At 40.3% G+C, this 22,391-nt stretch carries 20 protein-coding genes; 11 read left to right on the plus strand and 9 right to left on the minus strand.

Annotation, left to right across the window (positions count from 1 at the left end; translation table 11 throughout):
- The first annotated feature begins 6 nt into the window (after nt 1-6).
- The 4 genes from F887_RS09315 (at nt 7) to aroC (ending at nt 4,676) form a co-directional block, all read left to right on the plus strand.
- On the plus strand, nt 7-1,194 hold the full coding sequence (locus F887_RS09315) for a vWA domain-containing protein (protein ID WP_005293992.1): 1,188 nt from the start codon (nt 7-9) through the stop codon (nt 1,192-1,194).
- Between the two features lie 36 nt (nt 1,195-1,230).
- Nucleotides 1,231-2,436, plus strand: a complete 1,206-nt coding sequence (gene trpB, locus F887_RS09310) for a tryptophan synthase subunit beta (protein WP_005293995.1) — start codon at nt 1,231-1,233, stop codon at nt 2,434-2,436.
- A gap of 126 nt (nt 2,437-2,562) precedes the next feature.
- Complete coding sequence (prmB, locus tag F887_RS09305; protein ID WP_005152873.1) at nt 2,563-3,573, plus strand: 50S ribosomal protein L3 N(5)-glutamine methyltransferase; 1,011 nt, start codon at nt 2,563-2,565, stop codon at nt 3,571-3,573.
- An 11-nt stretch (nt 3,574-3,584) separates the two neighbouring features.
- On the plus strand, nt 3,585-4,676 hold the full coding sequence (aroC, locus tag F887_RS09300) for a chorismate synthase (RefSeq protein ID WP_005293998.1): 1,092 nt from the start codon (nt 3,585-3,587) through the stop codon (nt 4,674-4,676).
- Between the two features lie 107 nt (nt 4,677-4,783).
- Here the strand turns inward: aroC and F887_RS09295 are convergent, their stop codons facing one another.
- Nucleotides 4,784-6,013 carry a GGDEF domain-containing protein gene (locus F887_RS09295; protein WP_005294000.1) on the minus strand — a complete coding sequence of 410 codons (1,230 nt, stop codon included), beginning with the start codon at nt 6,011-6,013 and terminating at the stop codon, nt 4,784-4,786.
- A 293-nt stretch (nt 6,014-6,306) separates the two neighbouring features.
- Between F887_RS09295 and F887_RS09290 the strand changes: the two genes are divergently transcribed.
- Nucleotides 6,307-7,053: an iron-containing redox enzyme family protein gene (locus F887_RS09290; protein WP_005294002.1), complete on the plus strand. Its 747-nt coding sequence runs from the start codon at nt 6,307-6,309 to the stop codon at nt 7,051-7,053.
- Between the two features lie 118 nt (nt 7,054-7,171).
- On the opposite strand, the gene F887_RS09285 is transcribed toward F887_RS09290, so the two are convergent.
- Both F887_RS09285 and F887_RS0117965 read right to left on the minus strand, forming a co-directional pair.
- Nucleotides 7,172-9,400 (minus strand): phosphocholine-specific phospholipase C, encoded by a 2,229-nt coding sequence (locus tag F887_RS09285; protein WP_005294003.1) that lies wholly within the window; start codon nt 9,398-9,400, stop codon nt 7,172-7,174.
- Between the two features lie 31 nt (nt 9,401-9,431).
- Complete coding sequence (locus tag F887_RS0117965; RefSeq protein ID WP_032862861.1) at nt 9,432-9,656, minus strand: hypothetical protein; 225 nt, start codon at nt 9,654-9,656, stop codon at nt 9,432-9,434.
- Between the two features lie 306 nt (nt 9,657-9,962).
- On the opposite strand from F887_RS0117965, the gene F887_RS09280 reads away from it, so the two are divergent.
- From F887_RS09280 to F887_RS09260, 5 genes are all read left to right on the plus strand, one after another.
- Nucleotides 9,963-10,448, plus strand: a complete 486-nt coding sequence (locus F887_RS09280) for a sigma-70 family RNA polymerase sigma factor (protein WP_005188603.1) — start codon at nt 9,963-9,965, stop codon at nt 10,446-10,448.
- A gap of 7 nt (nt 10,449-10,455) precedes the next feature.
- Nucleotides 10,456-11,418 carry a FecR domain-containing protein gene (locus F887_RS09275; protein ID WP_005294008.1) on the plus strand — a complete coding sequence of 321 codons (963 nt, stop codon included), beginning with the start codon at nt 10,456-10,458 and terminating at the stop codon, nt 11,416-11,418.
- Between the two features lie 78 nt (nt 11,419-11,496).
- The gene (locus F887_RS09270) at nt 11,497-12,075 is read left to right on the plus strand and encodes a biliverdin-producing heme oxygenase (protein WP_005294011.1); all 579 of its coding nucleotides are present in this window, start codon (nt 11,497-11,499) and stop codon (nt 12,073-12,075) included.
- An 11-nt stretch (nt 12,076-12,086) separates the two neighbouring features.
- On the plus strand, nt 12,087-12,557 hold the full coding sequence (locus tag F887_RS09265) for a YbaN family protein (protein ID WP_005294014.1): 471 nt from the start codon (nt 12,087-12,089) through the stop codon (nt 12,555-12,557).
- Between the two features lie 71 nt (nt 12,558-12,628).
- Complete coding sequence (locus F887_RS09260; protein WP_005294016.1) at nt 12,629-15,319, plus strand: TonB-dependent receptor; 2,691 nt, start codon at nt 12,629-12,631, stop codon at nt 15,317-15,319.
- Nucleotides 15,320-15,376: 57 nt separating this feature from the next.
- On the opposite strand, the gene F887_RS09255 is transcribed toward F887_RS09260, so the two are convergent.
- Nucleotides 15,377-16,078, minus strand: coding sequence for an NAD(P)H-dependent oxidoreductase (locus tag F887_RS09255; RefSeq protein WP_005294017.1), 702 nt, complete (start codon nt 16,076-16,078; stop codon nt 15,377-15,379).
- Nucleotides 16,079-16,207: 129 nt separating this feature from the next.
- Between F887_RS09255 and F887_RS09250 the strand changes: the two genes are divergently transcribed.
- Nucleotides 16,208-17,233, plus strand: coding sequence for an AraC family transcriptional regulator (locus tag F887_RS09250; protein ID WP_005294019.1), 1,026 nt, complete (start codon nt 16,208-16,210; stop codon nt 17,231-17,233).
- A 3-nt stretch (nt 17,234-17,236) separates the two neighbouring features.
- On the opposite strand, the gene F887_RS09245 is transcribed toward F887_RS09250, so the two are convergent.
- The 5 genes from F887_RS09245 to F887_RS09225 are packed head-to-tail and all read right to left on the minus strand — an operon-like array spanning nt 17,237 to nt 22,384.
- Nucleotides 17,237-18,181, minus strand: coding sequence for a phosphatidate cytidylyltransferase (locus F887_RS09245; RefSeq protein WP_005294021.1), 945 nt, complete (start codon nt 18,179-18,181; stop codon nt 17,237-17,239).
- Entirely contained in the window at nt 18,178-18,828 is a 651-nt protein-coding gene (locus F887_RS09240) for a lysophospholipid acyltransferase family protein (RefSeq protein ID WP_005294023.1), read from the minus strand. Before F887_RS09240 ends, F887_RS09245 begins: the two co-directional genes overlap by 4 nt.
- 7 nt (nt 18,829-18,835) lie before the next feature.
- Nucleotides 18,836-19,258: a hypothetical protein gene (locus tag F887_RS09235; protein WP_005294025.1), complete on the minus strand. Its 423-nt coding sequence runs from the start codon at nt 19,256-19,258 to the stop codon at nt 18,836-18,838.
- Nucleotides 19,255-20,622 (minus strand): phosphatase PAP2/dual specificity phosphatase family protein, encoded by a 1,368-nt coding sequence (locus tag F887_RS09230; protein WP_005294027.1) that lies wholly within the window; start codon nt 20,620-20,622, stop codon nt 19,255-19,257. Before F887_RS09230 ends, F887_RS09235 begins: the two co-directional genes overlap by 4 nt.
- A 13-nt stretch (nt 20,623-20,635) precedes the next feature.
- Nucleotides 20,636-22,384 (minus strand): bifunctional alpha/beta hydrolase/class I SAM-dependent methyltransferase, encoded by a 1,749-nt coding sequence (locus F887_RS09225; RefSeq protein WP_005294029.1) that lies wholly within the window; start codon nt 22,382-22,384, stop codon nt 20,636-20,638.
- Between the last annotated feature and the right edge of the window lie 7 nt (nt 22,385-22,391).

A 22,391-nucleotide genomic window follows, 5' to 3' on the forward strand; every position in this document is an offset into this window, starting at 1 on the left:
TTAAAAATGTTTGTGCGACTGTTTTACACCTTACGCAAATATGGCGTACCTGTAACAACACGTGAACTCATTGATCTTAATCAGGCGGTAGCTTCGGGTCTTGTGTTTGCAGATCAGGACGAGTTCTATCAATTGGCTAAAACGGTTTTAGTCAAAGATGAACGCTTCTTTGATAAATTCGATCGGGCCATGAAAGATTATTTTGATGGTATTGAAACTTTTGACTTGGATGAGTTACTTCGACAAGTGCAAAAGTTACCTCAAGACTGGTTCGATCTTGAACTGTTAGAGAAGCATCTTACGCCTGAGCAACGTGCAGAATTGCAAAAAGCGGGTTCTCTCGAAGAACTGATGAAAATGTTGGAAGAGCGTTTACGTGAACAGCATAAAAAGCATCAGGGTGGCAATCGCATGGTTGGCACTGGGGGAACCTCACCATTTGGTGCTTTTGGTGATCATCCAGAAGGTGTCCGCATTGGTGGGCCAGGACGTAAACGTTCAGCGGTAAAAGTTTGGGAACAACGTAAATACCAAAATCTTGATGATGATCAAGTGTTGGGAACACGTCAGATGCAAATTGCTTTACGTCGTTTGCGTAAGTTTGCTCGCCAAGGTGCAGCTGAAGAGCTGGATGTCGATGGCACCATTCGCGAAACGGCAAAGCAAGGTATCTTAGATGTACAGTTAGTCCCTGAGCGTCGTAACCGTATCAAAGTTTTGATACTGTTTGATATTGGCGGTTCAATGGATGCGTATATTGCGGAATGCGAAAAGCTATTCAGCGCAGCCAAATCAGAATTTAAAACTCTCGAATATTTCTATTTCCATAACTGTCTGTATGACTATGTCTGGAAAGATAACCATCGCCGTAGCTCAACACGTATGAATACGTGGGATCTGTTCCATACTTATGGACGTGATTATCGTGTCATCGTGGTGGGTGATGCCAGCATGGCGCCATATGAGTTAAAGTCTGCGGGTGGTTCGGTTGAATATATGAATGAAGAATCTGGGGAAGTTTGGCTCAGACGTTTACGTCAGCATTTTGATAAAACGGCTTGGCTCAATCCTGAAACGGAAGGCTATTGGCATTACACTCAAACCATTAACTGGATTAAAGAAATTTTTGAAGATCATATGTTTCCAATGACTTTAAAAGGTCTTGAGGACATGACCCGCTATTTATCACGTTAAATTTTATATAAAGACTTTATAAGAACAGGAAAATATATGGAACATCAAATTAATGGCGTTGCTTTGCCGAATGAAGCCGGTTTCTTTGGCAGTTTTGGCGGTCAGTTCATCCCACCGCATTTAAAAGAAGCAATGGATGAAATTAATGCGGCCTATGAAGAGATTCGTCATACGCCTGAATTTAAAGATGAGTTAAACGACCTATTCAAAAACTATGTGGGTCGACCAAGTCCATTATTCCATGCCAAGCGTTTGTCAGAACAACTTGGTGGCGCGCAGATTTATCTGAAACGTGAAGATTTAAACCATACTGGTGCACATAAGATCAACCATTGTTTGGGTGAAGCCTTGCTTGCCAAATACATGGGCAAAAGCAAAGTGATTGCTGAGACGGGTGCAGGTCAGCATGGTGTCGCTTTAGCCACAGCATGTGCTCTGGTTGGTATTCCGTGTGAAATTCATATGGGACAAGTGGATATAGAGAAAGAACATCCTAATGTCGTGAAGATGAAAATCTTGGGTGCAAAACTGGTTTCAGTGACACAAGGCACAGCGACTTTGAAAGATGCGGTGGATAGCGCTTTTGAAGAATATTTAAAAGATCCGAAAAACTATATCTATGCGATCGGTTCGGTCGTCGGTCCACATCCTTTCCCGAAAATGGTTCGAGATTTTCAGTCAATTATTGGCAATGAAATCAAAGCTCAATCCAATGAGCGTTTTGGACAGAATCCAGATTATGTGGTGGCTTGTGTCGGTGGTGGATCGAATGCGATTGGTGCATTTACCGCATTTTTAAATCTGCCCGAAGTTAAATTGGTGGGTGTCGAGCCTGCGGGTCATGGCCTAGATACAGATAAACACTCAGCGACTTTAACTTTAGGCAAACCGGGTCAAATTCATGGTATGGCCTGTTATGTTCTTGAAGATGACAAAGGTGAACCTTTACCAGTGCATTCTATTGCTTCTGGGTTGGATTATCCGGGTGTCGGACCACAGCATAGCTTCCTTAAAGAGTTGGGTCGCGTGCAGTATGAAACAGCAACTGATCAAGAATGCTTGGATGCCTTTATGACACTTTCACGTGTAGAAGGCATTGTACCTGCGCTAGAAAGTTCACATGCGGTTGCTTGGGCTTTGCGTGAAGCGCCTAAAATGGATAAGAACATCAAGATTGTGGTTAATCTCTCTGGTCGTGGTGATAAAGACTCGGATTATGTGGCTGAAAAATTAGGCTTATAAGTTTTTTACCTGATATTTGAAATTAAAAGACCGCTTCTGCTAGAGAGGCGGTTTTTTTATTGTTAAATCGACCTTAATCCCGTTAGAATAAAGCGTTTTGCAATTAGCACTTTTGGAGACGCCTAAGTGGAGCGACCTACAATCAGCCCTGAACATATACAAGAAGCGGCTGAAAATTTAGTAACCATTCGAGATTTTATCCGTTTTGGTGTAACCGCACTCCGTCAATACGACGCGCACTTAGGTCAAGGTACTCAAGATTATTTTGCAGAAAGCTCTGCACTTGTTTTGCAAACACTTTCACTTGAATGGAAAGCTGATGCAGAAATCTTAGATTCGAAGCTATTACCAAGTGAAAAAGCTGAATTTTTAAGTCTTTTGGAACGTCGTATCAATGATCGAATTCCAACGTCATACTTGTTGAATCTTGCATATTTCTTCAATAAACCATTTTATGTCGATGAGCGTGTCTTGATTCCGCGTTCACCGATTGCTGAGTTGATTGAACAACGCTTTGCACCATACTGCTTAAATGAAAATGGTCAGATGTTGGAAGCATTAAACAACTTACCAGAAAGCAAAAATCCGAAAACACCGCAACGTATCTTGGATATGTGTACGGGTTCAGGCTGTATTGCGATTGCTTTAGCTTATGCGTACCCTGATTCAGAAGTCGATGCGACTGATATTTCGAAAGAAGCATTGGAAGTGGCTTCAATTAATACAGAACATCATGATAAGCAGTATCAAGTGGCATTGCTTGAATCTGATCTATTCTCAAAAATTCCTGCTGAAAATCAATATGATTTGATCGTAAGTAATCCACCTTATGTGGATGCTGAAGATATGGCAGATTTACCAGAAGAATTCCTGCATGAGCCTGAGCTTGCTTTGGCAGCGGGTCAAGATGGTTTGGATCTGGTCCGTAAAATGTTAGCTCAAGCTGCTGATTATTTAACTGAAGATGGTTTGATTGTGATTGAAGTGGGTAATTCTGAGTGGGCAATGCGTCAGAACTTCAACACGGTTGACTTCCATTGGTTAACCTTCCAAAAAGGCGGTTCTGGTATTTTTGCTTTAACTGCTGAACAATGCCGTCGCTATAAAGAAGTATTTCAGCAATCAGTTCAAAACTAAGGGGTTAAAGCATGGCAGGGAATAGTATTGGGCAACTCTTTCGAGTAACGACCTGTGGCGAATCACATGGTGCAGGCTTGATGGCGATTGTCGATGGCGTGCCGCCTGGTCTTGAGCTTTGTGAAGCCGATCTGCAAAAAGATTTAGATCGCCGTAAACCGGGAACATCAAAGTTTGCCACACAGCGTAAAGAGCCTGATCAAGTCGAGATCATTTCTGGTGTTTTTGAAGGCAAAACCACTGGAACATCGATTGGTTTATTGATTCGTAATACTGATCAAAAATCAAAAGACTACGGCAATATCGCACAAACCTTCCGTCCTGGCCATGCTGATTATACCTATACACAGAAATACGGCTTCCGTGACTATCGTGGCGGTGGTCGCTCTAGTGCGCGTGAAACGGCGATGCGTGTTGCTGCGGGTGCGATTGCCAAGAAATATCTTGCTGAAAAATTTGCTATTGATATTCGTGGACATGTCACACAAATTGGCAATGAAGTTGCTGAAAAACTGGATTGGGCTGAAGTGCCGAATAATCCTTTTTTCTGTGGTGATGTTGATGCAGTTCCGCGTTTTGAGCAACTTGTAACTGCTTTACGCGAGCAAGGAACCAGTTGTGGTGCAAAACTTGAAATCGTTGCTGAAAAAGTACCTGTGGGTTGGGGTGAACCTGTATTTGATCGTTTAGATGCAGATATTGCCCATGCCATGATGAGCATCAATGCGGTCAAAGGCGTTGAGATTGGTGATGGTTTTGCGGTTGCTGGGCAGTTTGGTCATGAGACTCGTGATGAACTGACGACAGATGGATTCCTTGCAAATCATGCTGGTGGTATCTTGGGTGGAATCTCAAGCGGTCAAACCATTCGTGTTGCAATTGCGTTGAAACCAACTGCAAGTATTACCACGCCAGGGAAAACCATTACCATCGAGCGGGAAAATGCGGATGTATTGACCAAAGGTCGTCATGACCCTTGTGTGGGTGTACGTGCCACACCCATTGCAGAAGCAATGTTGGCGATTGTGTTAATGGATCACTTTTTAAGACATCGCGCACAAAATGCAGATGTTGTTGCTCCATTTAAACCGATCGAGCCATAATAAAAGTATTAAGCCACACAAATAATTTATTATATGTGTGGCTTACATCACATTTTAACAATATAAAATTAAATTAGTCTAATATTCATTTAATAATGATGAATGAATTATAAAGCTTCAGAAATCATATTATCTGATGTCGCAATATGATATTGATTCCGACCATTACTTTTTGCGATATATAATGCATGATCTGCTTGTGCAACAAACTCAGAAAGGCTATCTCCAACACATGGAACCATGGTTGCAACACCTACACTAATGGTCACGTGTTTTGAAACATTGCTACGTGGGTGCAAAATTCCAATATTACGTACCAATTCCATAAGTCTCTGTACCTGAGTGATGGCCTGATCGCGATCAGTCATCGAAAACAGCAACAAGAATTCCTCTCCACCATAACGTGCTGCAAGATCACCGCTACGCGAGGCGATAGAGCCTAACATGATGGCGATTCGCCTTAAGCATTGATCACCTTGAATATGTCCTAAAGTGTCATTGTAGAGCTTAAAAAAGTCGATATCGATCATCATGATGGTGATTGGCATTTCATGGCGGGTCGCTCGTTTCCATTCATTTTCAAGCACTTCATCCAGATAGCGTCGATTGGCCAGGCCTGTCAATGCATCTTGTTGAGAGAGAATAGACAATTGCTGGGCTTGTCGCATTAATTCCAAACGGTTCAGCTCAAGCATACAGTTTTGTAAATAGTTTTCACGGTGCTGCCGATCAGTCGCATAAGCCAGTGCCATACCTAAGAAACTGCTAAACGTATAGGTACGATTTAGGAAGGTCCAGTCAATTGCACCACTGAACCATGTACTGGCCGCAATACCAATCAAACCACCAACCCAACCAGCAATAATTGCGGTGTAGAAGCGCATCCCAACAAAAGCATAGATGATGACCACGGCATACATCATCGCAGCATGGAACAAGACGTTATTCTGACCTTGTTCTAACACGTTAATGATGGTGAAGGAAATTGCCACAGCACCTGTCGAGCCAATACAAACGTAATGATCAAACCATTTGTTCATGATTGGTAGGAAAGACAGTAACCATGCCAGCGTAATGATGATACCTACCCAGCCGTAGGTCGCCATCCAAGTAATACGTAGGTCTGTAGGCAAAACTTGATAGATACCGAAGCTTAGAAATAGATATAAACCTAAAATAATAGGGGCGCGATAGCGGAACTCATGCGCAGCCTCATTTCTATACTGATCTCGATAGATCGCTTCTAATTCTTTAGGAAACCAAACTAAATTTAGCCCGCGAGAAATTAACAAGTCGATTTGTTCTTGTCCCAAAATATTGGAAGCTTTCAACTTCATCTTATCTCTCACCACTCCCAATGTTCTTATAAATGTCAAAATAGGGATTATTTTTTTACTACGTTACACTGATTTAAATAGAATGTGTATTAGATTATAAAAAAATATTAATTTTTATATAATGGTCATTGCCTAATATAATGATTCAAGTTTAAATTAGATTCAAGAAATAAAAACTGTTACAAACTAAATCACAAGCGATTGTATCTTTACGATATTAGGATACAATTTATAAAAAAGCAGCAATCATGGAACATGGTTGGATTAAGTCATACGAAATAGGATGCATCGCAATGACTGCTATGAATCAATATGGAACAAAATTAGAAATTACACCTCATTCAGGTTGGGCTCAACGATTCTGGGATGAATTATTACCCTCAAAAGAACGGGTGAGTAAACACCCATTATTCTTAGATATGGCAACAGGTTCTTTAAGTCTGGAATGCTTTCGTTCAGCCTTATTAAATTTTTATCCCTTAGTTGCACATTTTCCATCTTATATGGCGGGATCTTTGGCAAAAGCAACAGCTTTTTCTTTAGATGGTGTGACCGAAACCAGAGATTGGTTGATTCAGAATATTAAAGTGGAAGAACGACATTTAAACTGGTATCAGGACTGGGCGGGGGGCTTTGGTCTAACAGTTGATATGTTGAATAATGTTAAACCACCTGTGGCGATGAATGCAGTTAATCACTTCTTATGGGATGTTAATTTTCGTGGCAGCTTGGCTGAAAGTATTGCGGCAACCAATCTAGCGATTGAATGGGCAACAGGAGATTGGACCATTCAGGTGTATAAAGGGATTCAGACTTATACACAACATCCCGAAGTCAATATTAATAAACGCTCGTTGGCATGGTTAAGAGCGCATGCGCATTATGATGATCTGCATCCATATGAGGCCATGGAGTTGATCAAACGCTTATGTGATAAAGACCCTGTACAGCAAAGAAGAGCCTTCTTGGCTGCGAAGGAAGGACTTGAATATTATGAACTTGCTTTAGATGAGTGTTATAAGCTTCAACATAAAAATTAAAGATAAAGAGCCTACAGCCATTGAAGATATGGCTAACGATTCAATCAGAGATGATCTAATCTAAAAAACCTCTTCAACTGCATCTGCAATTGAGGAGGTTTATGAGATGAATTCAATATTAAACCATTGCCGGGTCACTCACAGAGTCTTCGCCTGTTTCTACACGACCTGCAAAACGGCGATAAAACTTTGCATCCTGAGTGCAAGTCACAGCAAAATCATACCATTGCCAAGCATCTTGCAATTCCCAATGCTGAGTTGAGCTTTGTCCAGCTTTCACAATCACTTTTAGCGGAGCATCAGTACGATAAACCACTGGACTAATCACCAACTCAATATCTTTAGTGCCAGTATTGTTCAGATCGACATAAACATTACCATTGGCAATATCATAACAAACATGAATCTCAGGATTAATCTGTAAATCTTGGTTGCGGTTTAGATCACCTTTGAAATGACGATGAAAGCCGTTGGGACCGATGACCCAAAGATCATATAAACCTTGATTATCCTTTTGCACATTCCACACATCATCTAAGCTTTTGCCTGCTTCGACAATGTAACGACGCGGTATTCGGTTGAGGTTTAATTTGTCGTAAACATGAAATACAGCACCTTGTGTGCCTGTATTCGAAAACAACAGCTTGATTGTGCCATCATTGAGGCAGCGCGCACTGGTATGCAATTCATAAGGCAATGCTTTTGAACGACGAATACCACTGGTTTGAATCGGCAATTGTAAATTGGTTGGAATGGGCACATTGGGTAACTTCTGCTGTGAGCTACGCAATTGATCCGCTTGCTCACGGCTTTGTTTACCGTTTAGTGTTGGCAGTACATCTTCATTCGGTGTTTTAAAGTTAAATGCAGAGGTCAGGTCTCCACATACAGTACGGCGATAAGGACTGATATTACTTTCTTTAACGCCAAAACGTTGTTCGAGGAACATCAATACCGAAGTATGGTCAAAGACTTGTGAGTTGACGATGCCCCCACGACTCCAAGGTGAAATCACAAATAAAGGAACGCGGGGACCAGGACCATAAACACCATTGTCTTTGTTCGGTTGGCTGGTACTACCTAGAGGTGCATCATGTACATAGTATTCATGACGCATATCTGCTTGGCTAAGCGTTGATTTACCTGCATAGGTATTATCCGCTTGCAATGTCGGTGCTGATGGCGATGGAACATGGTCAAAATAACCATCATTTTCATCAAAATTGATCAAGAATACAGTTTTGCTCCAAACCTCTGGCACAGCTGTTAATGCATCAAGTATTTCCTGAATAAACCATGAGCCTTGTACTGGGCTTGATGGTCCCGGATGTTCACAATAAATTGAAGGTGCATTAATCCAAGACACCTGTGGCAATTTTCCAGTTTTAATATCATTTTTGAATGCATCTAGGAATTCTTCAGGTTTATTGCCAGGTAAAGTATTGGCAACGCCTTTATAAAGTGGATTCTTGGCATTATCCGTGGTGGCATCATAGGCTTTATAAGGTAACTTTTGCGCAGCCTTGTTATAAGGACTATTGGGTGCTCCACCACTTGAGACTGGATAACCTGAATCGATATTGGCTTTTCTAAAGCTGCGGAATGCGCCTAACATATTATCGCCCCATTCATCGGGCATATTTTGATAACAAATCCAATTGATCCCAGCTTCTTCTAGGCGTTCAGCATAGGTTTTCCATGTATAACCAACATCAACTGTTTTAGGATCGCCATCAATCCAGTCCCATTCATTATTGACAAATGCTGTACTGGTCGGCACTGCACCATTGGTTCCTGTGAGATGAAAGGATCGGTTTGCATCTGTACCAGTATGCATAGAGCAGTGATAAGCATCACAAATCGTAAAAGCATTGGCTAATGCAAATTGATAGGGGATTTCCTGTTCCTTGAAATACCCCATGGCATAATCAGTTTTATAGGTTGGCCAGTTTGACATACGGCCATTATCCCATGCTTGTTGGCTATCCACCCAAGTATGGTTGGTTCCGGGTGCACGTTGGGCATTATTACTTGAGCCATCTAAATGAAAGGGAGTTAATAACGCCCCATTACTGCGTTGTTGTTGCCAAACTGTACGGCCATTTTGCAAAGGAATGGTGAAACGATCGGCAAAACCACGAACGCCTTTTAATGTTCCAAAATAATGGTCAAAGGAGCGGTTTTCCTGCATCAGGATAACGACATGCTCAACATCTTGAATCGTGCCCGTTTTATTGTTGGCAGGAATCGCCAAGGCTTTTTGAATGCTGGCTGGAAAGGTGGTTAACGCGGCAGCGCCAAAGCCGGTTTTAAGTGTATTTGCTAAAAATTGACGACGATTAATCACAATATTTTCCCTATCTTCGTTGTTCTTATGTTTATGGTGCACAGCGCATGACTGGTTTCTTGGTGTCATCAGGTTTCGCTGCTGTCTGATCGTCACTGGAGTCATTGCACGCTGTAAGTGCGAATAGAATGGGGAAAACATAAAGACATGCCAGCCATCGTTTGGTTTTATTCAACATCTGCTTCATCCATAACAAAGATGTCAACACACTAGACAGACCTTGTGACAACACGGTGTCACCTTTATGACGATTCATTGACGTTTCATATGAAAGTGAGTGGTAAAGCAATAAAGAAACATGTGCAAGGCAGTGTTTCGGTGAGACCTGAAAGTCTTAGATGAAATAGTGCAATTGTGGAGTCTTCAGTACTGTTGAAGGATAAGCGAAACTCGTTTTAAGGTTGAAGAAAAAGCAGTGTGACTGTCTTTTGAGTATTAAAAAAACTACTTTTAAAAAAATTCAATTAATCATCATGGATATAGCGATTAAGATATAAAACAGAGGTGATCATTTTCTTATTTTTTGTTAAGATACTATTAATGATTCTCATTATCTTTTGAAATGTCTGATCCAGTCAATACTCTCTATCGTCAACATCATTCGTGGTTGTATCAATGGCTGAAACGACGCCTCAATCACAGTGAAGATGCAGCAGATTTAGCGCACGATACCTTTATTCGTATTTTAAAACGTAAAGATCAATTGTATTTTGATCAACCTCGAGCACTGTTAACAACGGTGGCAAAGGGGATATTAATCAATTGGTACCAACGTAAATCAATAGAAAAAGCCTATTTGGAAGCGCTGAGTAGTAGGCCCGAGTATGATGAGATTAGTCCTGAGCAAAAAATATCTGCAATTGAATCACTATGTTTGATTAACCAATTGTTAAATCAAATGCCTGAACGTCAACAGCAGGTCTTTATCTGGTCACAACTTGAAGGGCTTACACAGCAAGAGATTGCGAATCGTTTGAATATTTCTACACGAACGGTTATGCGAGATTTGGTTGCTGTACTGACTCAATGTTTAGCGATCATGGATTGAGATTGACATGTCTCAGGCAAAAATTTTGAAAGAAGCCGCTGAATGGATTGTACGAATTCAGGCATCAGCATTAACTGAAGTTCAACAGATTGAATTCGAAAAATGGAAAAGTCAAAGCGAAGCGCATCAAACTGCATGGCTGAAAGCAGAGCGTCTGCTGAGTAGTTTTGATTATTTTCCTGAAAATGGTCATGAAATCATTAAAAAAGGCAATCAAGCTGCGCAGTTTCAGTGGACCAAACAACTTGTTGTGGCTTGTATTGCATGTCTGGGCAGTATCCTTGCATGGAATTCTGATTATAAATATTTCTGGCTTTCAGATTACAGCACAGCTGCGGGTCAGCAGAAGAATGTGACACTTGAAGATGGAACGCAACTCCAATTAAATACCAATACAGCACTTGATGTTCGCTATACACCAATTCAACGAACGCTGCGATTACACTACGGTGAAATACAGATTCATACCGCAAAAGAGACTCAAAGTGATCGTCCATTTTTTGTCGAGACTGAAAGTGCTCATTTACAAGCATTAGGCACAGTCTTTAATGTGCAATATCTCAAAAATAAACAACAGCAAACCTGTTTAGGCGTGATTGAAAGTGCGGTCAAAGTGACTTTGAATCAATCTAAAAAAATGACAGTTGTACGGGCTGGTGAGCAATTATGTTTTGATGATACTGACTTTAAAGCCTTGGGACAGCTTGATCCGAATGTATTGGTTTGGACAAATCAGATGATTATGGCATTTGAAATGCCTTTAGAGCAGCTCTTTCAAGAGATTGGGCGTTATCAACATCAATATGTTGATCTTGATCCTGAATTGAAATTATTAAAAGTCTCTGGTTCTTATCCCGTCAATAACTTGACTCAGTTGCGGTCGGCTTTGGAATTAAGCTATCCAATTCGTATGCAGCGACATTTAGGCGATCATGTCATTACCATTCGGGCTAAAAATGAAAAAAAGTGAAAAATAATTGAAAATTGCTGTCAGCTTTTTAACTTTGGGCGGGTAATACAGTTAAACCAAAGTAACTGGAGAAATCTCATGGCAACTTCATTCGTCCTCAATCAGCTTGCATCACGGTTAAAAAATGAAACCGCCAGCCAGCACCAACAGATGCATCTTTTGATGGAGAAAGCTCAAGTATTTGCTGATACACAGCGTTATGCAAAATTTACCTTGGCTCAATATTATTTTCAGCAAAATGTCGAATATTTATTTCGACATCCTGAGGTTTCCGCGCTTATTTCTGATTTGGATATTCGTGGTCGTTCTCAGGCAGCGTTACTGGATCTTTATGACTTGCAGCTCAAACCTGAAGCACAGGAACTAGTCACTGAACATGTCGGCTTTCTGGAAGCCTTAGGCTGGATTTATGTCTCGGAAGGTTCGACGCTGGGTGCAGCGTTTTTATTTAAACAAGCACAGCAGCTTTTAGGATTTACTGCTGAGTTTGGGGCACGTAATCTGGCTGCATATCCAGAAGGCAGAGCAAGGGTGTGGAAGCACTTTATTGCTGAACTTGATACGGCTCAATTGAGTGAGAGTGAACAAGATCAAGTCATTTTAGGAGCTAAACAGGCATTTGATTACTTTGGCAGCTTGCTAAAAAATATTTATTGAGCAGCCACCCTATGCCCAAAAATCCTTCTTTAAGGCATAAGGCGAAGATTACAGATTGTGGTGATGTAGATGCTTTACCAGCACCGCAAAAAGAAAAACTCCATGCATCGCTTATCATGCGTGGAGTGTATATCGCGCTAACCATTGTTTGTCTGGTTTTGGCAGTGCTGGGTATCGTATTACCCGGCGTGCCTACTTTTGATTTCTTATTCCTCGCCACTTTTTTTGCTGCTAAAGGTTCTACGAGATTACATCACTGGATTCATCAGAATCGCTATATCCATCTGCTGCTTACCCAATATACAGGCGGGTTTAAATCCATCTCCCGTGTACGTAAGTGGATGATGACATTAACTATTGTTTTAGTTTCAATCAGCTTGATGCTTTCGTCTCTACATTTGCACATCAAGTTAACGTTCATGCTTATTTTGCTTGTTTGTATGCTGTGGATATGGAGCAGAGCAGAAAAAGTTGAAATTTAATGTCATATTTTCCAAAATCACTGGGTAATGATTATTGAAAATGAAAATCATTACCAAATGTGGATCCTCCTATGAAATTTAAGAAGCAAACTCTTGCAATCTTCATACACTGTTTTTGTATCAGTGAAGCTTATGCAGAAATAACCTCATCTATTCAGGTATTAGACAAGCCCGCAGTGGAGAGAAATTATCGAATTGCAGAGAACCAATTGGGATATGTGCTGTCAAGCTTTGCGGCACAGTCTGGCATTGTATTGAGCTATGATTCTAGTCATCTAAAAGGGTTAAAAAGTAAGGGGATCGTCGGAAAGTACTCCGTTAAGCAGGGTTTTGACTATCTCTTGGCTGATCAACCTTATCAAGTGATTAAACAAGGGCAAACCTATCTCTTAGTGCCCAAAACCAGTTCCATGCTTGGGCATGCTGAGAAACTGACTTCCAATGCAAATACTCGTTCACAAGCAGAGCAGAATGCTAAAGCTCTTGTCCTAATGCCAGAAATTAAAGTGAATGCCGAACCACAACAACAAAAGGTGAATACCACTCATCTTGATCGAGAACAGATTAGTCGATTCAGAGGAACAGGCAATGGTGATGTGTTTTCCGATATTGCAGGAGTACAAGTCAACAGTTTACGTAATGAAGCGGGTGCGATTGATATCGGCATTCGTGGTATGCAGGGCGAAGGGCGTGTACCAGTCATCATTGATGGCAGTTTACAGTCCAGTCATACTTTCAGAGGTTATCAGGGAGAGAGTGACCGTACTTACATCGATATGGATTTGATCAGCCAAATCGAGGTTGAGAAAGGTGCATCTCGGGCTAAATTTAGCGTGGGAGGAATTGGAGGAATCGTAAAAATGCGGACCTTAAGTGCCAATGACATTCTACTGCCCAATCAAAATGCGAGTGTAATGCTCAAAGGAAGCTTCTACAACAATAACAGAACACCTCATACCTCAGACAATGAAAAGGAGCAGATGTCTTATCGGCTTCATAACAAAATTTCCTCAAACAATTTTCAAAATGGCGCAGGCACATTGGCACTGGCTTATCGAAACGAGATGTTTGATTTGGTTGCTGCTTATAGTAAGCGAGAGGTCGGCAATTACTATGCTGGAAAACATGGCATTGAGTATTACGAAAAACGGGATATCGTCGATGTGGGACCTGGTCAAGAGGTTGTGAATACCAGTTATCAAAGTGATTCGGGTATCATTAAAGCTGGAATGAATATCACTGATGAACATCGTGTGGAAGTAAATTTACGTCGTCATGTGCAAAAAGCGGGTGAAGTCATGGCCTTTTATTGGAGTCGATCCAAAGTGATTGATCCCAACTCACCGCCATACGGCTATATCGATGACGAGTATGTGGAGCCAAAATATATAGAAGATGCTTATACCATGCCGCAATGGTCTTTGGGTTCAGCTGCAATTAATGCATTCAGTGCGAGCTATACGTATAAGCCTAAACATAATCCATGGGTAGATCTCGAATTAGGGATGTGGCATACCAATGCCAAATATCGCCAGCACAATGGCATGATCGGTGTGAAGAATTCGAGGTATGGTGATCAATATTGGGGCAGTTTCCAAGATTATCGTAGCGGTCTAAACCTAGAAAATACCAGTAAATTTGATCAGGTCACATTGAATTATGGCTTAACCTACGATGAACAGCGTATGAAGCCACGTAATTTGATTGATCATGAAATTGCACGGGATGGATTGCGTAAAGAGTCCTCAGTTTTCCTTAATGGCGATTATCTTTTTAATGATTTTACTTTGAGTTTAGGGAGTAAATGGCATAAAGCCAAAGTGAAAGACTATGGTGATCAGTATCGACCAATGACACCAGTGGCGAATTCAGACTTAAATAATAAGGGTTATGCTGTACGTGACTTTGGAGGAAACATCGATTGGATGTCTCAACTCAACTATAAGTTGTGGGACGGTATCGATCTTTATGGAAAACTGTCCAATACACATCGTAGCCCAAGCCTCTTTGAATCGACTGTTTCAGGTCAAACCTTTAGTTATGATCCAGACCTGCCGATTAAACCAGAGAATTCGCGTCTTATTGAGTTAGGATTTATGGGAGAGCGAGAAAATCTATTCGCTCAAGATGATCATTTGAAATTTAACCTGAATTATTTCCGTAACCAAACCAAAGACTTTCTGACTCAGGGCGTACAAAGAAAAGATATTCCAAACCAGATTACCCCTGACTTTATTCTTCCCTATACAACTTCTTATACATTCGTCAATTATAATCAAGTTGTGCTGAAAGGTTTGGAGTTAGATCTTTCTTATAATCATCCAAGTTTCTTTGTCAGTTTGAATGGAACCTTGTATCAAGCACCTAAAGTCTGTCCAGCAACTAAAGAGGAATGTAATGAGGTGGGCGATTCTTGGAGTTTGATCTCAACTCGTCTACCACCGCGTAAGATTTTTAATATCACGATCGGTAAAAATCTGTTTGAAAATAAATTGGTTGTTGGTGCACGTGCTAAATACCATTCGGAAAAGACAAATCCTAAAGGTTGGCTGGCAGGTACAGGTGTAAGTGGACGAGCAGTGACCGAAATTTCTTCTGAAACTTTAATTGATGTATTTTCGAGTTATAAGTGGAATCCAAATTTAGCGTTGTCATTTAATGTCGATAACTTAACAAATCGTTATAACTTTGATCCAGGTACCGTGATTGGTATGCCTATTCCAGGTCGTACCATCAAAGCTGGCGTTGAGATAAAATTCTAAGAATTGACGTGATAAGGTTCTTTAAACAGAGCCTTATCACCATAACAACATTCCGATTTATCCGAGTGGATTCATTCTCTCATCGAAATTTTCCAATAAAATAAACTCTAATGGCTGTAAGTCATCTAGGTTTTGTAGGTATTGCTCAAAATCGACCACGATCTTTTGTCTGTCTTCTTGGCTGATGTAGGGTACATGGTAAGCAATAAATGGTGGCAGTACTTCAAAGCCCACATAAGCCAATGTGCCACGTTGTAGTGATGATAGATAATGTTCAATCGGCCCATGCACCGAACCTTGACCAAACATATGTTCACGGCCGCCAAGTGTTAAACACAGCATCGCTTTTTTGCCCGTCATTCCACCATGATTGTAGAAACGCTTACCGCCGTAAAACAGACCCGATACAAACACACGATCAATCCACCCCTTCAAGATGGCAGGCACAGAAGTCCAATACAAAGGAAAACTAAATATAACCAGATCAGCACGTTGAACTTTTTCGATTTCCGTTTGGATATCTGGTGCAAATTGGTGTTGTTTAAATGCATGACGCTGTTCCAAGGTATAATTGAAATAATCCGCTTGATTCAGACTGCCAAAATCATCTTTAGAAGCAACAGGATTAAAGTTCATTTCATAGAGATCAGACACTTCGACAGTATGACCTTGCTGTTCAAAAGTCTGCTGCGCCGTATCTTTGAGGGCTGCGGTAAATGACTGCTTTTCAGGATGTGCATGTACGATCAAAATATGCATGATGTCACCAGTTTAAAATCTGAGTTTCTAGATAGGGCTACTATGCTTAAAGTAAGAAAGCTGTCATAGTTCATTAACCGCCAATATTTACCATTTTACGCCAAATTTCCGCTGTCTCATGGAGATCACATGAATCCAGAATTACCAGGTACTTACGTCAATTTATTGGTTGAAATCATACAAAAATGGAATGTGTCTTCTGAACAGCTTTTGTCTGGAACAGGGATTTCAGCACAAACTTTAAGTGCGCCGTTTTGGTATGTAGATTTCGATATTTTCAATCATCTATTGGAAAAAGCAGCATTACTGACACATGAACCTGCGATTAGCCTCTATCTTGCAGAGCAAATGCGAATCTCTTGTTATGGTCATGTTGGCATTGCCGCGACTGCCTCTGAAACATTAGGGGATGCAATCAAGATTCTAGAGCAATTTATTGGCTTACATTGTTCAGTGTTCCAACCTAAACTGAAAATACAGGCAGAAATGGCTTATTTGTATTTTCATCAACCGTCACCGAAGTTTAAGTTGAATCAACAGGGAATGATGTTTTTAATCTTGGGTTTTTCTCGAATTTTGGAAAATTTGGTGCAGCATAAACTTGCAGTCCATTTTCAGTTTCAGCAACAGCAACCCAGTTTTTATAAAAATACTAAGATTTTTAATGATTCAAATGTTAGCTTCGTGTGTGAAAAAGATTGTTTAACTTTCAATAAGGCGTTGCTACTGCAGCCGTTAAAGACAGCAGATGTGTTACTGGCACGCTTAAGCAAACAACAGTGTGAACAAGATGCCTCTAAGCTGTCATTAAAAAGACGACAGAAGGATAGTCTGGACGCTCAGGTCAAAACATTACTTTATCATGAAGATGATGGCTTCCTATCGCTGAAACAGGTGGCTGAAAAATTACATCTTTCAGAACGAACATTACAACGACAATTAAGCAATCAGCAAACTTCATTTCAGATTCTGGTGGCCGAAGTCCGTAGGAAGCAAGCAGAGCGGTTATTGAAACAGCCCAAACTTTCAATTGAGCAAATTGCAGAGCGTTTAGGCTATGCTGATATTTCTCATTTTTCTCGTGCATTTAAAAAGTGGACCAATGTTACACCGAAGTTTTATCGGCAAGTCAGCATTGGTCATTCTTCCTTTTAAGGATTAGCTCCACCAATAGCGAAGGATATGGAAAAATATTGGAGCAGAGAAGCAGATGGAGTCGATACGGTCCAGCATACCGCCATGACCTTGAATGAGTTGCCCCCAATCTTTCACCCCACGATCACGCTTGATGGCTGACATGACCAGCCCGCCAAAGAAACCGAAAATACAAACAATCAATCCAATCAATGCTGCTTGCCAATAATTAAATGGCGTTAATGCTGACATCAGCACACCGAGTGCTGTGGCAAGAATGATACCGCCCACCAAACCTTCTACTGTTTTTGATGGGGAAAGTGTAGGAGCAACTTTATGTTTTCCGAATAGCTTGCCACATACATATTGCAGGACATCAGATGCTTGCACCACCATAATCAGCCAAATCGCCAACCAAATTTTTTCCCCTGTAAATTTGGGTAAATCCAAATTGAGCAGGGCGGGAACGTGTGAAATACAGAAGACACTGACCATCAAACCCCATTGGATTTTGGCACTACGTTCTAAAAAATGTGTTGTATCTTCAAGTTTCAAGCTGGCAATGGGGATTAGAAGAAACACATAGAGTGGAATAAAAATAGAAAATAATCCGTACCAGTTGGTGTAGACCAAATAATATTGATATGGAATAACGAAGTAGAACGCAATCAGTAAGGGAAGATAGTCACCGCGCCGTGTGGGCAATAGGCTAATAAATTCTCTTAATGCAAAAAAAGAAATGAGGCCAAACAGCACAATAAAAGCAGTTTTACCCAATAAGATTGCTGCAGCCAAGACAATCAGCATGATCCACCATGCATTGATACGGGCATTTAAATTATCAATAACGGGGGATGGTTTTAACCCTGCTTTTTGCTTCAGAATAAAGCCAATACTTGAAGCGATAATCAAAATGACTGCAAAGATGCCAAACAATAGATAAGTTTGTTGTAAGTTGTCTAAGCTCATTGATTCTCGGCCTCTTTTAATTTTAATAATTGCTGCTGAGCGTGTTGCAAGAACTGGTCTTTGTCTGTGAATTGATCAAGTGCTAAGGGTTCACCAAAGATGACTGTCGAGAGCAGAGGTAAGGGGATAAATGCACCTTTTGGCATCACCCGCTTTAAGTTGGAAATCCAAACAGGAACAACTTCAACTTCTGGAAATTGTTGGCTGAGATGATACAGCCCACTTTTAAACTCAAGCAGTTCGATATCATCATTCAAGTTCCTTGTTCCTTCGGGAAAGAAAATAATCGAATCACCTTGAGCTAATACATCTTTGACAGGCTGTAAAGGATCTTGTTGATCTGTGCGATTACGCTGAATAGTGACGCCTGAAAAAGTATTTTGAATCAGAAAACGCCTGAATCCATCTTTAAGCCAATAATCAGACGCGGCAATTGGTCGTGTTTGTCGACGGATATGAATGGGCAAAGAAGACCATAATAGAATGAAATCAATATGACTATTATGGTTGGCATAATAGATTCTTTGTTTGAGTTCAGGCTCACAGCCGACCCATAAACTTCTTGCACCCGTAAGCAGTCTAGCACTGCGCCGTGTTAGAAAAGCAATAAAACGTGCAACTGATTGTGTGATTATATTTTTTTTCATTCAACCTTCATCTTTGCGCTAATTTATAAAAAAGTAAAATGAATACAGTATATTGTACTAACACAATGGTCATCTGTATTTTGAATAGCCTTAAACAGCCCTTAAACCGTTCCGACCAATCACGATCTGTTTTATTGGATGGAATCAATTTTAAATTTAACAATGATTGATCCAATTGTTGAGTAAGATTTTCGATCTTTTCTGGTTGATCAACCATATGCTGTAATAGACCACGATCAAACTCAATCCGAATAAATAGATAATGGTGAATCGCCAGTAGTCCAGTAACAAGGAAAAGAGGAATCAATATCTGCATTTTTGAAAATAAAGATAAGATGATAATCGACAAGATAAATGCTAAATAGCCTGATTTTAAAAGACTATTGCTTTGTTTTAGTAGCTGGCCAATGATTACAAAATCCATTTTCATTGATGTTCCTCCTTTACAAGAAGAGCTTGAAAACGATTAATTTCAATAATATGAGTCTCACTCAAAACAATCCAAGGACGTGACTTTTGAATCAGGCTAATCGCTTCCGTAGTGGTTTTCACATAGCCTTGCTGTAATAGCCACGCAATTAAGATGCTACAACTCCGTGAATAACCAAGTGCACAGAATATCAGTAATTTTTGTGGCTCATTTGCTTGTATTAAAGGCTGGATAAAGTGATCAAACTTTTTTGCTGCTTCTAATAGTTGTGCGCTTTGGATCGGAATTAAATCAAGCGTACTATACTTCTCATAATGATGATCATTATTTGCAGGTAATTCAGCGCAGCAATCAAATACAGCATGATATTGCTTACTATGTTTAGTTGTTGGGATACGGCCTAGATACAGATCAACGCCGTTGAGTTGCAGAATCAACGAGTCTTCAGGATGTTGATAGGTCCAAACACGGCTATTGATCCATGCAACCAGAGAATAAGGTGCAAACAATAGCCATGCAGCGACAGTCATCTGACCATCTTCTTGCTTTTGGAAAAAATGTGGTCTAACAAAAAAGTATGCTAAAGCGACTAAGAATAGACTGATCGCGGGATATAACATCCATAACCATGCACCTTTGAGTAAAAATGCAGGCGTCATACAAAGCAAGGCCCCAATCAAATAAAAACACGCTAATTTTAAATGTTTGCCCGTAATTCGTTGCAAACCATCCTTTTGATAAGGTGCTTTAACTGTAAGTGGAAATAGCCATAAACATAGTGCACCAACCAATAGCCCCAAAGGAATATCGATAAAGTGATGTTGCCACGTGGTTAAGACGGACACTCCAATTAGAAAAGACCAAACATGGACCAACCAACGGTAGTTCGGTTTAATATGTCGACGGTAGAAATCCCACAAAATCACCAATAAAACGATATGCAATGATGGCGCTTGATTAAAGGGCTTATCAAAACCCATGAGTACATCAAACCATATCCCAAAGAAACCATGTAATTCAGCGCGTTCAAAACTGAATTTTAAAGGAAAAATCAAAAAACAACTGATGGAGATCAACTGAGCCGAAAATAGCCTAAGTGAATGTTGTTTTAATTCAAATTTATTCCAACATAACAATAAAGACAATCCGTAAAAAAGATCAATTGACCAATAGGGCACAATAGTCCATGCCCACAATGGGATATGATGTTCCCAAGAAAAAACGATACTTGGGACATGACTTAGGCCAGAGGCGTATTGATTGGCAAATCCGTAGGTTAAAAAGAAAAAAGGGGCTAAAAAGACCAGACAGAGTAGTCCCCATTTCCAAGTACCATTTTGACGGTCTAAAATATTATTTTGCATAAGACGTCTTTATTTAAATTTTTTGAGCAACAGAAACTGTGAAAATCCCAAATTCATCAATACATTGATCAACTTTTTTGAAGCCAGCTTGTTCAACCAATGCATCCATCTCTGCTTGTGAGCGTAACCGCATTACCCACGCATCGCCCTGACGATGTGAAGTTAAAGCACGTGCAATAAACTCTTGCTGCGGATGCCAGATTTGTCCCGTATAAATCAGATAACCGCCTTGTAGCATAGCTTGATGAATACCAGAGAGAGATTGTCTTAATAAATCGTTATCACTAAAGAGTTCATAAAGCCCTGAAACAATGACTAAGTTTGGTTTTGGTTTAACCTTAGCCAGTGATGTGGTATCGAATGCATCACCTAATTCAAACTGAGCAATGTTTTCGAGATTTCTTTGTTGAATCAATGCTGTTCCAGAATCAACATTGAGTTGACTATAATCTCTTAAAAGCACAGATTTAGGTGGTGTCGGAAGCTCATTCACAGCATCTAAAATATAGCGACCATGACCCGCAGCAATATCTAGGATTCGAACATCTTTACGTTGCTTGATCAGTGCTTTTGCGTATTTTGCCAATAACTGTTCGATGTGTTGTTTACGGACACGAATTCCACGCCAACCAATTGCATTTAAATACTGCTGATCGATAATATTGCCGAGAATATTTTTGCTTTCACCTTGATTGCGATAAACAAAATCTAAAGTACTGCCAGAATCATAACCAGTATCTTCACCAATTTTTAAACCATGAGAGAACTTGCTACCTAGCTTTAAATTACGTTTGGTTAAATTCCAGAATAAGTTTTTGATTGAAGAGGCGGGAAGTGCGCTACTTAGCTGTTCTGCCGTTGCGCAGCTTGGACCAATTTTGTCAGCATTCAGTACATCTGGTGCCTGATAATCTTCGGCAAAGTTTTGCAAAATAAAGCGACGAATCTTTTCAACTGCGATATGACGATCTTTTTCACCTAAAGTATCGTGAAAAAATCCTTCTAATACATGAAATTCTTTTTTAGGATGAGGAAGCTTTTCATAAAATTGTTGTTGTGGCTTGCGGTATACCACAAAATCTGAGCCTGAGCACAAAACTTGTGTAGGTACAAAGATATTTTGTGCATCATTTACAATACGTTCAGATGCAGCATATAAACCCAAAAGCATCCGGACCGAAATAGCTTTGGCGATTTGAGGATCTGTATCATAGGTTTTTGCACGTTCATCATCATGCGTCAGCATATTGGCTTTTACATAACTGGTTATAAAGAAATTACCCTTTAATTTGCTTAAAACCGTTAAACCAGCTTTTGCAAATGGCACATAAAGCTTAATGTCAAATGCTGGTGATGCAAGGCATAAAGCTCTGATTTTAGGTGCATAATCATGTACCCATGTAGCGGCCAAAACTGCTCCAACGCTTTGACCAATAACAGCGATATTGGTTGATACAATGCTGTAACTTGCTTCAATATGCTGAACAAAATATTGAATATCTTTTACGCAAGCAGAAAAACTTGGTGCATCGCCACGTAAACCTGGGGATTGCCCATGTCCACGAGCATCCCATGCAAAGAAATCAAACTCAGGTAAATTGAGTTCACTGACCAAATGAGCCATACGGCCAGAATGTTCATGGCCACGATGAAATAAAATAATTGCTTTTTTTACATCTTGTGGCGCCAATGCTGGCCAGTGTTGGTAAGCCAACTCAGTATCATCATGGGTCGTAAATATATGTTTTTTTGAGCTTTGCATCTAATTT

The sequence above is a fragment of the Acinetobacter sp. NIPH 2100 genome (genome assembly GCF_000369805.1).
In the GTDB taxonomy this organism is placed as follows: domain Bacteria; phylum Pseudomonadota; class Gammaproteobacteria; order Pseudomonadales; family Moraxellaceae; genus Acinetobacter.